15 protein-coding genes, 1 tRNA gene and 1 other annotated feature are annotated in these 14,479 nt (G+C 32.9%); of the genes, 5 read left to right on the forward strand and 11 right to left on the reverse strand.

The window, feature by feature from the left end:
- The 5 genes from FFM71_RS09970 to FFM71_RS09990 all read right to left on the reverse strand — a co-directional run bounded on the left by FFM71_RS09970 (position 1) and on the right by FFM71_RS09990 (position 4,285).
- The gene (locus FFM71_RS09970) at positions 1–1,455 is read right to left on the reverse strand and encodes a glycoside hydrolase family 1 protein (RefSeq protein ID WP_137612026.1); all 1,455 of its coding nucleotides are present in this window, start codon (positions 1,453–1,455) and stop codon (positions 1–3) included.
- Positions 1,456–1,466: 11 nt separating this feature from the next.
- Positions 1,467–1,805, reverse strand: a complete 339-nt coding sequence (locus FFM71_RS09975) for a PTS sugar transporter subunit IIA (protein WP_137612027.1) — start codon at positions 1,803–1,805, stop codon at positions 1,467–1,469.
- Positions 1,806–1,833: 28 nt separating this feature from the next.
- On the reverse strand, positions 1,834–3,075 hold the full coding sequence (locus FFM71_RS09980; RefSeq protein ID WP_137612028.1) for a PTS sugar transporter subunit IIC: 1,242 nt from the start codon (positions 3,073–3,075) through the stop codon (positions 1,834–1,836).
- A gap of 36 nt (positions 3,076–3,111) precedes the next feature.
- On the reverse strand, positions 3,112–3,420 hold the full coding sequence (locus FFM71_RS09985) for a PTS sugar transporter subunit IIB (RefSeq protein ID WP_137612029.1): 309 nt from the start codon (positions 3,418–3,420) through the stop codon (positions 3,112–3,114).
- 223 nt (positions 3,421–3,643) lie between these two features.
- Positions 3,644–4,285 carry a cupin domain-containing protein gene (locus FFM71_RS09990; RefSeq protein WP_137612030.1) on the reverse strand — a complete coding sequence of 214 codons (642 nt, stop codon included), beginning with the start codon at positions 4,283–4,285 and terminating at the stop codon, positions 3,644–3,646.
- A 100-nt stretch (positions 4,286–4,385) separates the two neighbouring features.
- Between FFM71_RS09990 and thiD the strand changes: the two genes are divergently transcribed.
- The 5 genes from thiD to FFM71_RS10015 all read left to right on the forward strand — a co-directional run bounded on the left by thiD (position 4,386) and on the right by FFM71_RS10015 (position 7,528).
- Positions 4,386–5,186: a bifunctional hydroxymethylpyrimidine kinase/phosphomethylpyrimidine kinase gene (gene thiD, locus FFM71_RS09995; protein ID WP_137612031.1), complete on the forward strand. Its 801-nt coding sequence runs from the start codon at positions 4,386–4,388 to the stop codon at positions 5,184–5,186.
- Between the two features lie 169 nt (positions 5,187–5,355).
- Positions 5,356–5,624 (forward strand) — a binding site (T-box leader).
- A 119-nt stretch (positions 5,625–5,743) separates the two neighbouring features.
- Positions 5,744–5,926, forward strand: a complete 183-nt coding sequence (locus FFM71_RS10000) for a hypothetical protein (RefSeq protein WP_137612032.1) — start codon at positions 5,744–5,746, stop codon at positions 5,924–5,926.
- Between the two features lie 164 nt (positions 5,927–6,090).
- Complete coding sequence (locus tag FFM71_RS10005) at positions 6,091–6,363, forward strand: hypothetical protein (protein WP_137612033.1); 273 nt, start codon at positions 6,091–6,093, stop codon at positions 6,361–6,363.
- A 58-nt stretch (positions 6,364–6,421) separates the two neighbouring features.
- On the forward strand, positions 6,422–6,694 hold the full coding sequence (locus FFM71_RS10010; RefSeq protein WP_137612034.1) for a hypothetical protein: 273 nt from the start codon (positions 6,422–6,424) through the stop codon (positions 6,692–6,694).
- A 763-nt stretch (positions 6,695–7,457) separates the two neighbouring features.
- Positions 7,458–7,528 (forward strand) — tRNA-Trp (locus FFM71_RS10015).
- A gap of 39 nt (positions 7,529–7,567) precedes the next feature.
- Here the strand turns inward: FFM71_RS10015 and FFM71_RS10020 are convergent.
- From FFM71_RS10020 to FFM71_RS10045, 6 genes are all read right to left on the reverse strand, one after another.
- Positions 7,568–7,855 (reverse strand): hypothetical protein, encoded by a 288-nt coding sequence (locus tag FFM71_RS10020; RefSeq protein ID WP_137612035.1) that lies wholly within the window; start codon positions 7,853–7,855, stop codon positions 7,568–7,570.
- A gap of 377 nt (positions 7,856–8,232) precedes the next feature.
- On the reverse strand, positions 8,233–8,925 hold the full coding sequence (locus FFM71_RS10025) for a DUF554 family protein (RefSeq protein WP_137612036.1): 693 nt from the start codon (positions 8,923–8,925) through the stop codon (positions 8,233–8,235).
- A gap of 134 nt (positions 8,926–9,059) precedes the next feature.
- Entirely contained in the window at positions 9,060–10,931 is a 1,872-nt protein-coding gene (locus FFM71_RS10030) for a pyridoxal phosphate-dependent decarboxylase family protein (protein ID WP_137612037.1), read from the reverse strand.
- Positions 10,932–11,463: 532 nt separating this feature from the next.
- Positions 11,464–12,480: a tryptophan--tRNA ligase gene (gene trpS / locus FFM71_RS10035; RefSeq protein ID WP_137612038.1), complete on the reverse strand. Its 1,017-nt coding sequence runs from the start codon at positions 12,478–12,480 to the stop codon at positions 11,464–11,466.
- 421 nt (positions 12,481–12,901) lie between these two features.
- Positions 12,902–13,855 carry a sugar-binding transcriptional regulator gene (locus tag FFM71_RS10040; protein WP_137612039.1) on the reverse strand — a complete coding sequence of 318 codons (954 nt, stop codon included), beginning with the start codon at positions 13,853–13,855 and terminating at the stop codon, positions 12,902–12,904.
- 381 nt (positions 13,856–14,236) lie between these two features.
- Positions 14,237–14,476: a hypothetical protein gene (locus tag FFM71_RS10045; RefSeq protein WP_137612040.1), complete on the reverse strand. Its 240-nt coding sequence runs from the start codon at positions 14,474–14,476 to the stop codon at positions 14,237–14,239.
- Positions 14,477–14,479 lie beyond the last annotated feature (3 nt).

The following is a 14,479-nucleotide window of genomic DNA, read 5'->3' on the forward strand; positions in this document are numbered from 1 at the left end:
TTATATTTCTTTACCATTTGATAAGATAACGTTTTTATACCAGTAATAACTGTCTTTCAATAGTCTCTTACCACTACCATTACCTTCATCATCTTTATCTACATATATAAATCCATAACGCTTTGACATCTGTTGAGACGAACAACTAACAATATCAATTGGTCCCCAAGCACAATATGCAATAACCTTTGCGCCATCATGGATTGCTCGACCAACTTGTTCAATATGCTGACTTAGATAGTCTGAACGATATTCATCGTGAATTTTACCATCTTCAACTTTGTCATACATCCCAATACCATTCTCAGCGATGATAATAGGTTTTTCATAACGATCCCAGTATTGACTAAGAGCATTGTACAGTCCTTGTGGATCCACAGCCCATCCCCATGGGCTTTCTTTCAAATATGGGTTCTTACTATTATCAGAAGGACGATATCCATTCTTAGAGGCATCAACCATCTTTGAATAATAATACGAAATTGCTAAGAAATCCATATGGTTATTTGCCAATAATTTCATATCATCATCTTTGATATTAATTTTGTCACCACGTTCTTTGAAGTAATTTTTAGCATATTCAGGATAATAACCTCTAAATTGAACATCAGTGAAGAAGTATTGCAAGCGATTTTGACGCATTGTCAAAATCACATCGTCAGGTTTACAGCTTGCGGGATAAGCTGTTCCGTCCGCTACCATAGTTCCGATTTGAATATCAGGATTATTTAGGGATTTAGCATATTGCTTAATCCAAGCAGCAGCCACCATTTGGTTATGAACAGCCTGATATAAAGCCTCTTCTTCGTTCTCATATTGATCTGCACAAACCCCGACAGATAGGAAAGGTTCGATTTGTACCATATTAATTTGGTTCACAACAATCCAATATTTAACCTTTTTGCCAAACCAATCAAGTAAAGTTTTTCCAAATCTTTCAAACATTGGTATTACTTCTCTATTAGGCCAGCCACCATACTTAACTGTTATATTGATTGGAGTTTCATAATGATTCATAGTAATAATTGGTTCAATACCAAGATCAAGCATTGCATCAATCATTTTATCATAATGCTTCAAAGCTTCCCTATTTGGTTCTTTTTCATCACCATTTGGAAAGATTCGTGACCAATCTAAAGAGGTTCTAAATGTTTTAAAGCCCATACCAGCTAACAGTTTTAAATCATCAGGATATGTATGGTAGAAGTCAATTCCAAAACGTTTTGGATAGTAGTTTTCAGTATCTTGCATATTGGCTTTAACTTGTGAAAGTTGCATCCCAGCTGTTTCTAATTCCTGAATTTTTTCATTAGACAAATCTTTTAAATAAGGTTGTACATCAGAAGAATTTAATCCTTTACCATCTTCTTTATAGGCCCCATCAGCTTGACTAGCCGCCTGGGCACCTCCCCAGAGGAAGTTATTTGGAAAGTATGGATATTTACTATCTTTCATAATTGCACTCCTTAGTTAATTTTTTGATCACGTTTCTCAAATACTGCAATAAGATGCTTAGCCAAGTTATATTCACTCATAATTGTCATTAATGTATCTTGTGCATGAGTAAAAAGTACAGAATATTTAATATCTTCACCTTCTGCTTCTTCTTGAAGTTTCTTGGTTTGAAGTCGATGTGCAACAACCAATTTTTCATCTGCCTTTTTAATATTATCTTTGGCAGAAACATAATCGAAATCGCCTACATTGTCTAATGCATCTGCCACAAACGCACGAGCGTCCCCAGCATTAATAATGATTTCCATTGTATCTTTAACTGATTTATTATCAAATTCTTCCTCTGACATTGATTTATCCTCCTAAATGTAAAATCCGTTAATCTTGCGTACTTGCTTCTTCTTTTAATACTTGACCATCATAAACTTTAAAGAATGGGAACCAAATGACCCAAGAAACCGCGAAAATAATAGCTAGTAAAATCATAGCACCTACTGATGGGCTAATAAGCCATGTTGAAATTGGGAAAGGAATGTACCACATTTGCATTACTGCTTTCGGAATTGCAGCCAGGCCCATTTTTAGTCCTGTCCAAGTAATAATTGGAATAATGATCCCGTTAATCCATAGAGGAATCATCAAGTATGGGTTCCAAACAACAGTACCAAACACAAGTGGTTCATTAATATTGAATAGTGATGGTACAATACAAGCTTTGCCTAATGCTTTTAATCGTTGAGATTTAGATATTAATAACATCATCAGAGCTAATGGCATGGTACAACCAACACCACCAATAAATACCCAACCACTAAAGACTGCTTCACTGGTGAAAATATGCGTTGCAGAATTTCCTGCAGCAACCGCAGCTACATTTGCTGCAATCCCACCAAGCATTAATGGTTGTGTAATTGGAGAAATTACCCAACTAGAAATACCCATTGAATAAATAAATGTGTAAATAAATAGAATCAAAGTGAAACCATAAATTGTATCGGCCCCAGATGCTAATGGTGCAAAAATTGATTGAATTGCACTAAATAAATTAAAGTGAATTATATCTACAATTAACCATCCTGCTGCAATACTAACTCCAATTGGTAACATTGAATCAAACCATGATGTAACAAAATCAGGAATAACAGTATCTTCACTGAAGAAAGAAAACGTTCCAAATAATTGCATAATCAAGCTTACAAAAATTGCTACAATGATTGCTACGAACATACCACCAGCACCAAATTCACTAAAGCCAAAGGAAGCTGTTGCACCTGAATTAGTGAATTTGGGATTGATTAGCATCATAAACAATGCAATAGATGTTAATCCTGCAATAATTCGTTGTCTTTTTAACTTTTTCAATTCCATGTAATTAAATGGTACTAAGAATGCTATAAAGATTGATAATAATCCAAAGGTGAAATTACTAATTGGTGTAAAGTTAGGCCACCAACTCCAAAAGTTACCTGGAATATTTAATAAACTAACTATTGATCCAACCAGAATGAATGGTAGCACTTCAAGAACTGAATTCTTTAGAGTGACAATCCATTGATTATTCCCCACGACTTGCGCTTTTGGCGCAAATTTAGTGTTGAGAAATTCCATAAATTTATCCATTTTGACACGCCCCTCATTTATTTTTTTAACAGTATGTTAGTCACCAAGTTCGTTTTGTAAATGTGCAATTGCGCCCTTACCATCTAGAATTGAATAGTAGTCAGCATGCATTAAAATAACTTTGACACTTTCAGGAACACGTTCTTTAATACCATCAAATTCTGCCTTCAAATGTGGTCCAACCATCAAGGCATCAATATCGTCCATGTAATCACCTAATTCCGATTCACTACGTGCCTTGATCTTATAATCTAGCCCCTCTTTTTTTGCAGCCTTTCTCATATTAGCTGCCATAAAACCTGATGATGCTCCAGAACCACAAATCAATAGAATACTTTTACTCATAATATATTTCCTCCAATAATTTCTTAACAATTTATTTTGTTATCTGTTCCTCTTTACATTTATATAGTAGTTTTTAATTGTATCCGTTTACAATTAGTTTTGTCACCCCTGGGGTGACATTTCCTTTTATTGATTATAATTTTTAATTCTTGGACAACAAAAAAACAGTTTATGTGCTTTCATAAACTGTTTTTTTATAAACAATATTTATAAACATCAATAATTATTTTACAAATGCCTGCAGAATCATTACTTCATCAGAACCACAAAGGTTATCAACCAACACATCCTTACAATATTCAGGAACAATAAACGTTTCACCATAACTAATTATTAGAGGAGGGAAATCATTAGTTTGACTATAAATACGAACCTTTTTCCCCTCAACTAAGTTAAGCATGCTGACACTGTCGTGATTTTTAATAAGTACACTGTTCCTAAACGTGTATCTATATGAATTAATAAATTCTAGATCACACAATCCTGTTTTCTCCACCAATTGTTTTTGCCCTTTTTCAATAACATCATTTTTAGCAAAAAGGTTCTTCTTAACATAATCGGTATCAAAACGCATATCAACATTATTTTTTCCATGCTCCAAATGTATTGGTCTTGGTTTCCCATCTAATCCAATGCGTCCCCAATCCCATAATTTAAAGGTAAATATATATGGAGTAGCACTTATTTCCAAAACCACCGTTTCTGGGCCACCACAATGGATAGCTCCGGCTGGAATAGAATAGTGATCGTGCTTTTTAACTGGAAAACAGTTAATAAATTTCTTATGATCGAACTCTTCTTTTGTTACAGTACTTAATTTTAAATTTTTGTTATAAAATTGCGCTGCTGAAATTATGCTAATCATCGCTTTGAAATTATTTTCATTTTCTTCGTTTTGGAAAGCCCTTACAGCCCTTTTGTTGGTACAATAAGAATATGAAAATAATTTATATGAGGTGAATCAATTGAATAAATTCATTCAAGTTTTAACAATTGCAGGATCAGATTCTGATGGTAGTGCAGGAGCCCAGGCTGACCTAAAAACTTTCATGGCATGCGGGGTTTACGGAATGTCTGTATTGACAGCAGCAGTAGCTGGAAACTCATACGGTATTCATGACAATGTAAATATGCCTATCAGTTTCATAAAAAATGAAATTAAGGATATTAAAGATGACTTTAAGGTTTCAGCTTTTAAAACCGGTATGTTATCCGATTCTGAAATAATCACTACAGTTGCTAATGAGATTAAGGACAAACCTTTTGGTAAATTTATATTAGACCCTGTTATTAGTACAAAGCATGGTGCTATGTTACTAGAACCAGATGCCTATCAAACATTGATTGATGAGCTATTCCCACTGGCTGATTTAATAACTCCAAACTACTATGAAGCACAAAAATTATCAGGATTAAAATTAGAAAGTAAAGATGAAATTATAACGGCAGCCAAAATGCTTCGAAAATTAGGACCTAAAAATATTATGATCAAAGGTCAACACAATGATAATAATATAAGTACCGTTGAAGATTATGTATTATTAGAAGATGGGACTTCATTTTGGATTTCCGAACCATATGTTGAAACCACCCATGTAAATGGAACTGGTGATACGCTTTCCTCATGTATCGTTGCAGAAATTGCAAAAGGACAAACTATGGATCAAGCAATTCGAACAGCCAAAACATTCACTTACGAAGCAATTAAAAACGAAATTGATGTTGGTCATAAGTTTGGGCCAGTAAATCATCTAATAAAAATTTAATCTTTTTTTAACCTTCTAAATTAATTTGGTTCATCCAAATCCCTTGTTAGATATGTGTTTCCAAGAATAAATCTAAGACATATTACATTGTGTAAATAAATTATTAAATATTTTTGTTGACAATTCATTAACTTGGTCTTAGTATAAGAGTCAACAAAAATAATTCGTCCATAAACCAATGAGATGGAAGTCAAGATTATCGTGCACGCCCAGAGAGTTGCCGGTGCTGAGAATGGCAATCGAACGCAGATAGTTAAATGGACCATCGAGGGTCTCTCCGAAAAGTAATGAGTACGGGAGAACGTTAGGCATACGTAAGTTGTCGGAGGGATGTTGGTCCCTCGCAAAGAGTAATGGAATTAATTTTGAGTGTATTTTTGATATACTCTATTTCAATCCATTAAAAAAAGGTGGCACCGCGGAAAATCCGTCCTTAAACGTTAATACGTTTATGGGCGGATTTTTTGTTTTCAGGAGGAACCTAATATGACAGAAAAACGATGGCAGTATTCAAATTAAGATAATAAATATTATAAATTAATTTGGAGGAACCTATTATGAACAATACAAAAAACGATACATATAAAATCAATGAATTAAATCTATCCAATGAATTAGCTAAACTTGCTAAAGATTATGACAACTATAAGGATGACGCCGAATTTGTATCCGACTTGCACGACTTGATTACGAGTCACGAAGATCATTCATCATTGATATATTACGTATTACACAGATAATGAATGTTTTAGCCCGTTTTTTTAGCAATTTAAATAAAAAGACATTAGTTAAAAAGAATTACTACAGGAGGCTCTCTCTTATGAAAGAAACAAAACGATGGCAAATTTCAAATTAAGATAATGAAAAAGTATAAATATTATAAATTAATTTGGAGGAACCAACTATGATTGAAAATACTATTGAAAAGATTACTAAAAACGAAGATTTGACTTACGAAGAAACAAAACAAGCATTTACTAATATTCTAAACGCCAATGCTACACAGAGACAGATCAGTGATTTTATCACTGCCTTGGGATCAAAAAAAGAGACTGTTTCTGAAATTGCCGGAACAATTGACACTCTTCATCAGAATACATTAAATACAGAAGACAATAAAAATACACTGAATAAATTGGGCCTTCGTAATGATTACTCAAACTCACTTAATTTCTAAACAATTATAAATAAATAAATTGGCGTAATTCGCCATCAAAATTCTGGAGGAACCAACTATGATTAACAATTCTATTAAAAAAATTAATGACAACAAAAATTTAACTTATGATGAAACAAAACAAGCATTTGATGAAATTCTATCTGGCCGTGCAACTACTAAACAAATTAGTGACTTTATCACTGGATTAGGTTTTAAAGAAGAAACTCCTACTGAAATTGCCGGAACAATTGATGCAATTAACTCGCATATACAAGTACCTGACAACAGTAAATACGTTCTTAATAAAAAAGGACTACGTAAAGACTATTCAAACTCAATTAACTTTTAACTAAAAATTAAATCAATCTATTAACCGGAGGAATCAATTATGATCAAATCTAATAAAATCGACACTAAAAAGACTACTTCTCTTCTAAGTAAAAACGGTCTTCGTAAAGACTATTCAAATTCAATTAACTTTTAACTAAAAATAAAATCAATCTATTAACTGGAGGAATCAATTATGAACGAAACTAATAAAATCGATGCTAGAAAGAGTACTTCTCTTCTAAGTAAAAATGGTCTTCGTAAAGACTATTCAAATTCAATTAACTTTTAATTAAAAATAAAATCAATCTATTAACTGGAGGAATCAATTATGAACGAAACTAATAAAACCGATACTAAAAAGATTACTTCTCTTCTAAGTAAAAACGGCCTTCGTAAAGACTATTCAAATTCAATTAACTTTTAAAAATTACTTCTCTGGACTCTCTGAATATAGTTCAACAAATATTAATATGATCCGAGCTTCATATTAATAAGTCCTCCCAAACATCCATTTTGGACCAATTGCACACTTTACTTCCTATATGTATCCCTAATTAAAACACCTAAACTTCATTGTAGAAGCTTAGGTGTTTTATTATTCAAAAAATCCGATATGAAATTTTACCGTCTTAATCCCCTCAATATTCAAATCGCAAATATTCAAATGGCCCTTTCATGTATATATCCTTAATTACAATTATTTTAATATTACTATTGATTAATAAAGATCAAATGTGTAAACTTAACATGAGTTCAGATGGATATGAACATATTTTCATTTTAGGGATATAGTTTAAAGGTAGAACTACGGTCTCCAAAACCGTCGGTGTGGGTTCAATTCCTACTATCCCTGTATAAAAAAATGCATTAGCCAAAAGGCTAATGCATTTTTTTAATTTCGCCAACTATCCAATGAAATTTCGTTAATTCTTTCAAATAAATTCAAAGAAATTCCTACTCTATTACCAGCCACATCAAAGAATCTTAGGACTCCATCTTTATTCAACTTTAAATCAGGAGAATTACTTATTTCAAATGTAACCATTCTATCCCAATAATGATTTTTACTATTTTCTTTAACTTTAAAATCTAATTTTTCCTTACTTGCCACATCAGATTCTTTGATTTTTGATAATAGATCAACATCATATATTATATTTTGAGAGTTTGCTTCAGACATCACTATATCCTCCCTTAATTGGATAAATTCACCATCGTATTAATATCCCTAATTAAAGATAATAGACATGCATAGACAGTGCGTTTCCTCTTTACATCACACTCTATTCAAACTTTGATTTATAAAAATACACATAAAAAGGAATCATATTACTTTTCGTATGATTCCCTCTATAAACCTAATTTAAATGTATATTAAAAGTATTTACGTAGGAAAATATTTTTTAATTTTTTTAAAATAAGAATTTTAGACTACTTTTAAATAATATTTTTTGAAGGATTGATTATTTGGCCTTTTTAGACAACCTTCTTACTTTAAAACAAATTATTAATTGTCCCCGCACAATATTTTTATTTGGAAAATACTTGGAATACTATTTAAAAATGTAACAATGCTTTAGCAGCAAAGAAAATAATTGGAATCAATAGTGCCGGCATCATATTGGCAGCTTTTAAATCTTTCAATTGAAGTAAACTCAATCCAGAAGCAGCAACCATGAAACCACCAAGGATAGCAATCTCTGTAATGAATGGATCTGTTAAAGCACCTCTAGCAAATGTTGCAATCAAAATAATGATAAATTGGTAAACAAAGATGATAGGTGCACAAATCATCATTCCCATGCCATCCGCTGCAGCCAAAATGGTTACCATTACAAAATCAAGTGATGCATTAACGAACAAGAATGTGAAATCGTGTGATGTAGCAGCCATAATACAACCAACAATTGGTAAAGCACCCAAAGTTGAAAGTATTACTTCTGTTGTAATTGATTTACCCAATCCTGCAGATTTACCTGCTGTAAGTCCATTAATTTTATCTTCTAGGTTCCAATAAGTACCTAGAGCAGTACCCAAAACCAATGCAACAATGAATAAAATTGCATATTTAGATTTTGGCATATATACTGCCAAACTTTCAAACCCAACACCAAATGCAATAAACCCTAATATTGCAAGTAGAATATTTTTATACTTACCACTCATCTTTTTACCGATAAGGCTACCCAAAATTGAGGCAATAATAACGCCCCCGGCATCGACAAATGTACCAGTTAAACTCGCTAACATGATAATCCCCAACCTTTGTATTTAGATTTAATTAAATCAAAATTATTACTAAAAAAAGGAGAACTCTAGTTTGAGAGCTCTCCTAAAAACTGTATTTGAGCTACTTTTCATTATTCAAAAGGATTTCATGTAAATTAAAGAATGTTTTCATGTTCTGAAATTAATTCAAATTTACCTTGAAGTGCTTTTGTTATTCTTGGAGCCCAGTAATTAAATGATTTATCATCGTAAATCCAAGGTGACATCATGGAAGCACGTAAGATTTCCATCTTACCTTCGGTATGATATTCTGATCCATCGATTCCCAACGATTCGATGAATTTAACGGGAGCATCTCCGTATGTTTCAGGACTGAAGTTACTATCTGAAGTTAATAGATCAAGATTATACAAATCTCCACCCTTTGATGATGATGTATATTCGAACAATGCTTGTGTTAAATCATTCATTGATTTAAGACTGTCATTGCCTTCTTCTTTATATACCCAGTCAATCATATTGTAATCAGGTTCATAAACAACGTGAGATACAATAGTCTTTCCTTTGACTTCAAATTTTTGTCCATCAAATAAGTCTGCAAAACGACGAGCAGCAAATAATGTACGTGCTACCAAACGACCGTATCCAGAAATATTAAGTGGGATCATACGATTTACTGTCCATACAGCTGCGGCTGAGCCAGCTGCTTTAGAACCTTCAAGAGTGAATTGTCCGATTGATGCAGGTACGGCAACTCCTTCTTGGAACGCATAAGGTGCATAGTATGTAAGGGTATCTTTCATTCTTGTATCTGCGATTGCCAAACCACCAGCATCGTAAGGTACATAACCCATCTTATGAGGATCAATTGTTACAGAATCAGTATCACCAATTGCTTTATAAGCATTGTAAACATCTTTCTTTAAGAATTGGTTGTTTTCTGTAAAGATACCATATTTCTTAAATGCATCTTCCAATTGATCATATGGCATAAATTCACCATTTTCATCAATATAAACTGTTCTACCATAACCACCATAAGCAGCGTCAACGTGAATAGCAAAATCAACACCTTGCTTACGGAATTTATCTCTAATCTTTAAGAACTTGTCAACATGATCCACAGCTCCTTCTTCGGTTGAGCCAACAACGGCTACTACACCCAAGATAGGAATATGCTTATCTACATTCTCTTGAATAATGCTTTCTAGTTTATCTGTATCAACTCGGTAATGATCATCTACAGGTAATACGATAAGGTTGTCTTCACCAACCCCAGTAATATCAAGTGCTTTTTGCCATGAATAGTGCATTGTTGATGGTACAAGCCATTTGCCTAATTTTTGTAGGTTTTGACCACTTCTTGCTGAACGTGCCTTTACATCATTCTTCTTTTCACCAGTAGCATCTAGTAAATCGAGGCTGTCTTTAACAGACATATTCTGAAGTTCCCATTCAGTCTTTCCTTCAACTAGTTCGGGACAAACTTCTTTAACAGCAAATGGAATTGAGGCAACGTTTCTTGCCATCCAAAGAGCACTTACATTGGCAATAGAACCATCTGTTGCAACATAGCCCCATCCGTTCTTCTTATAGCCATTTAATTTAGCAAGGTCTTGACCAACTTCTTCTTCCATAAGAGTTGAAGCGGGACTACCTGCCCAAGCAACACCATTACCATTCCATAAAATTGCAAAATTATAAGCCAAAATTGCTGGCATCAAAGTTTCATTATCCATTTGTGCCAAATAACGTCCAGCTGTAGTCCAAGGAATTGAACCGCCACGCATTTTTCTGGATAATTCATCCAATGTTTCTTTCATGTTTACAACAGCATTGTTAAATTCTGGTGTAATTTTTTCGGATTCGCTGATTGAATTTTCATCGTCAGAATTGAAGTTTTGACGATAACCAATGTGTTCATTAATTAGCTTTTCAGTAAGTTCCTTGAAAAGATCTGCATTTTCGCCTTTTGGTCCAATAAAGTAAGCAGATAAATCCATATCTTTAAAATCTTTTTTATCCATGATACTGTCTCCCCTTTTTTTAATTCATTTGAAATCGCTTACGAGTAGAATATTATCACTTTTTTTACATTCGTCAATGCTCCTCGTGAAATTATTTTCTTCTGAAAAAATAATAAATAATAGTTTCCTATATATATGGATTGTTTTGTTTATGATATTTTTTATTTTACTTCCTTCTTTAAACTGCAATTTATCTACTTTTTTTATATTATTTGGCCTAAAAAAAGAGCCATACCTTAAAAATAGGTATGGCTCTTTTTACTATTGATTTAACATCCAATGACGTTAAATATAAATTTCCAATTCCAACGCAATTATGATTTTATCAAACAATTACTCACCAAATTGCGTATAACAAAAGGTTGGTGAAGACAACCTTTTTAATGTGCTTACCTGTAGATGATCATTACCGAATTGATACATATAGGCCGAAAGCATTATTCAGGAGAATATAGATAAACAAATTTAACTATGATATCATGTTAAACGTTGGAATTTTTTACTCAAATTTAAATCATAAATCAACCATCTTCTATTTCTTAAAGTAGTTGATTCCCATTGCATCCTTTACTTCTTGTAAAGTTTTATTAGCAACTATGTTGGCCTTTTCACTGCCTTTTTCTAACATATCATAAACGGCTGCTGGATCTTTAGCATACTCAGCACGTCTATTTCTAATTGGAGTCAATTCTTCGTTAATTACGTCAAACAAGTAATTCTTGATTTTAACGTCTCCTAGTCCACCATGACGGTACTCATCTTTCATTTCTTGTATTTTATTCAAATCTTTTCCGAAAATATCCAAGTAAGTAAACACTACATTACCTTCAATTTTTCCTGGATCTTCTACGTGGATATGATCTGGATCAGTATAAATTGACATAATTTTTTCTCTCAATGTGTCTTCATCATCTGAAAGATAAATGGTATTTCCTAATGATTTACTCATTTTTGCATTTCCATCGATACCAGGAATTCTACCTTGGCCCTTTGGTGGGAATACTCCTTCAGGTTCAACTAATACATCACCATAAGTTGTATTAAATGTTCTAACAATTTCTCGAGCTTGTTCCATCATTGGCTCTTGATCATCACCAACTGGAATCAGGCTTGCTTTAAATGCCGCAATATCAGCAGTTTGGCTAACTGGATATGTCAAGAATCCTGCAGGAATCGAACGATCAAAATTCTTTTGTTGAATTTCTGATTTAACGGTTGGGTTTCTCTCTAATCTAGAAACAGTAACCAAATTCATAAAATACATATCTAATTCCGAAAGTGCAGGGATTTGAGATTGGATATAAATAGTCGTCTTTTCTGGGTCAAGTCCTACTCCTAAATAGTCTAGGGCTATTTGTAGTATACTTTTTCTTACCTTCTCTGGGTTTTTTGCATTATCAGTTAGTGCTTGTAAATCAGCAATCATAACAAACATGTTATAATTACCTTCATTTTGCATTCTCACACGATTACGTAGCGAACCAACGTAATGTCCAATATGTAATTTACCTGTGGGACGATCCCCTGTTAAAACAATTTTTTTATCCATAATTCTCTCTCCCTCTTTTTAGTTATAAAAAAAGCCATCCTACTCTATAAAAGAATAGGACGGCTTAACCGCGGTACCACCTAAATTGTAATTACAAAGCTTAAGCTCAATAATCACCACTTAATATTTTTTTATTAATAATACTTTTTTTATGCGAATGACCCAATTCATTCTCGACTTCCATTTCAGTTATTTGGAAGTTCCCTGTACTGAATTACTAATATCATTCTTTAGCCACATTATAGCCACAAGCCATTTACTTAGTCAAGGACTTTTTGAAATTATTTTCGTTATTCTATGAACATTATTTCTTCGCAGTTTAGAGATGTCCTCAAATAATTTTTATTTGTTATTGCAATTGACATAATACACAGGATTTTTTAATATGTCAACTCACTTTTCTAATTTATTTAATTTAGTTCTAATTCTGGAGCAACTCCTGTGCTGTAAAATTATCAGTTATTAAATCAGTTGCGTAGCTACCCTTCAGTGCCGCCTTTATTGAATCAACTTTATGTTCTCCACCAGCAACTAATATCGAATGTTCTTTATTTTTAAGATTATCCAAAGAAATACCAATAGTTCTCTCGTTTATCTCTTCGTTTGCAATCTCGCCATTAGAATTTATAAATCTAGATCCAATATCACCAACGGCATCCTTTTTAAGAGTTGCTATCTCATCAGTATTTAAATAATCTAGATTAAACATCATGTTATCGTCTTTTACAGATCCAACGGTAAATACTGTAATATTTGTATTGTTAATTCCATCCATCAAACTCTGGGTTTGTGCATCTTGCTGTACAAGCCTGCTGGTTTCTGCGCTTTCAAAAATTATCGGTAATGGAAGGATTTCTGAAATAGTATGAAATGCCTCCGCAAATTTTGAAATCACATCAAGTGCAAAATTACTCATTTTAGAATGAGCAACGCCACCCTTTATCTGAACAACTTTAACATTTTCTTGTGGGTTGTTATTTGGAGATAGATTCTCTGCAATTTCATTCAATGTCCTTCCCCATGAAACTCCAATTGAATCACCATCTTTAACAATAGTTTCTAGATACTTAGCCGCTGCTTTACCAATGTTTTGAATAATCGGTTGATATTCATTTGATGCGGTATAAGTAACAATAACATTCTTAAGTGAATATTTTTCTTTTAATCTATTCTCCAATGATTGAACATTACTTAACGGATCTATTATTTTAATTTGAATATAGCCATTATCCTTAGCAAACTGTAATAGTCTAGAAACCGTGGGACGAGATAACCCCATCACTTTAGCAATTTTGCTTTGATCATAATCATTCTCGTAATAATATCTTGATGCTTTTAGTGTATTTCTCATGCGCTTTGATTCAAAATCCTCCATAAGAAAGACTCCCTTCGTTTTTATATCAGCTCCTCTACACAGTTATACGCAAATTTATCCATATTCGCTTATATATTGGCGTATTTTAAATCGGATGTCAAAAGTAAGATAAAGAATTGCTAAAATTCATTGTTTGGATTATTTATCATTTCACTGTTATATTTACTTATTTTCATATTTTTCATTTTATTTATTTGCTTTCATATTTCTATGATTTATTACACGGTTTTCCCCCAATTTCAGATTCAAATAATCTTTTCATTTTAAATGAAATATCATTGTTGAAATTCCTATTTAAATGTAATGGTATCTGCATCACCCCATTTGCCTGTCGCCACTCGGTACATCAACTTTGCATTCATACTTATATGACTTAATTACTTATTCATGAGCCTGCACAATCGCCCATAATGTTTCACTGGAAACCCTTTGCCTACATGTACCGTGTCGTCTGTATTTCGTAATTAACTTTGTCCAGGTCTTATCAGGACACAGCACAGAATCAATATAGTACAGCAGCATACCTTTCTCCTCCAACTCTATTGCTAAATCCAATGTCGTCACTAAATAATTCTCATCTCCATAAAAAGTTAATCCATTGCCCGAAGTAAAATCCTCCATACA

Source organism: Companilactobacillus huachuanensis, assembly GCF_005404815.1.
Taxonomy (GTDB): domain Bacteria; phylum Bacillota; class Bacilli; order Lactobacillales; family Lactobacillaceae; genus Companilactobacillus; species Companilactobacillus huachuanensis.

What these genes read in the sequence shown, in the direction of transcription:
- FFM71_RS09970 (WP_137612026.1), bottom strand. Translation starts at nt 1,455, where the DNA reads ATGAAAGATAGTAAATATCCATACTTTCCAAATAACTTCCTCTGGGGA.
- FFM71_RS09975 (WP_137612027.1), bottom strand. Translation starts at nt 1,805, where the DNA reads ATGTCAGAGGAAGAATTTGATAATAAATCAGTTAAAGATACAATGGAA.
- FFM71_RS09980 (WP_137612028.1), bottom strand. Translation starts at nt 3,075, where the DNA reads ATGGATAAATTTATGGAATTTCTCAACACTAAATTTGCGCCAAAAGCG.
- FFM71_RS09985 (WP_137612029.1), bottom strand. Translation starts at nt 3,420, where the DNA reads ATGAGTAAAAGTATTCTATTGATTTGTGGTTCTGGAGCATCATCAGGT.
- FFM71_RS09990 (WP_137612030.1), bottom strand. Translation starts at nt 4,285, where the DNA reads ATGATTAGCATAATTTCAGCAGCGCAATTTTATAACAAAAATTTAAAA.
- FFM71_RS10000 (WP_137612032.1), top strand. Translation starts at nt 5,744, where the DNA reads ATGAACAATACAAAAAACGATACATATAAAATCAATGAATTAAATCTA.
- FFM71_RS10005 (WP_137612033.1), top strand. Translation starts at nt 6,091, where the DNA reads ATGATTGAAAATACTATTGAAAAGATTACTAAAAACGAAGATTTGACT.
- FFM71_RS10010 (WP_137612034.1), top strand. Translation starts at nt 6,422, where the DNA reads ATGATTAACAATTCTATTAAAAAAATTAATGACAACAAAAATTTAACT.
- FFM71_RS10020 (WP_137612035.1), bottom strand. Translation starts at nt 7,855, where the DNA reads ATGTCTGAAGCAAACTCTCAAAATATAATATATGATGTTGATCTATTA.
- FFM71_RS10025 (WP_137612036.1), bottom strand. Translation starts at nt 8,925, where the DNA reads ATGTTAGCGAGTTTAACTGGTACATTTGTCGATGCCGGGGGCGTTATT.
- FFM71_RS10030 (WP_137612037.1), bottom strand. Translation starts at nt 10,931, where the DNA reads ATGGATAAAAAAGATTTTAAAGATATGGATTTATCTGCTTACTTTATT.
- trpS (WP_137612038.1), bottom strand. Translation starts at nt 12,480, where the DNA reads ATGGATAAAAAAATTGTTTTAACAGGGGATCGTCCCACAGGTAAATTA.
- FFM71_RS10040 (WP_137612039.1), bottom strand. Translation starts at nt 13,855, where the DNA reads ATGGAGGATTTTGAATCAAAGCGCATGAGAAATACACTAAAAGCATCA.
- FFM71_RS10045 (WP_137612040.1), bottom strand. Translation starts at nt 14,476, where the DNA reads ATGGAGGATTTTACTTCGGGCAATGGATTAACTTTTTATGGAGATGAG.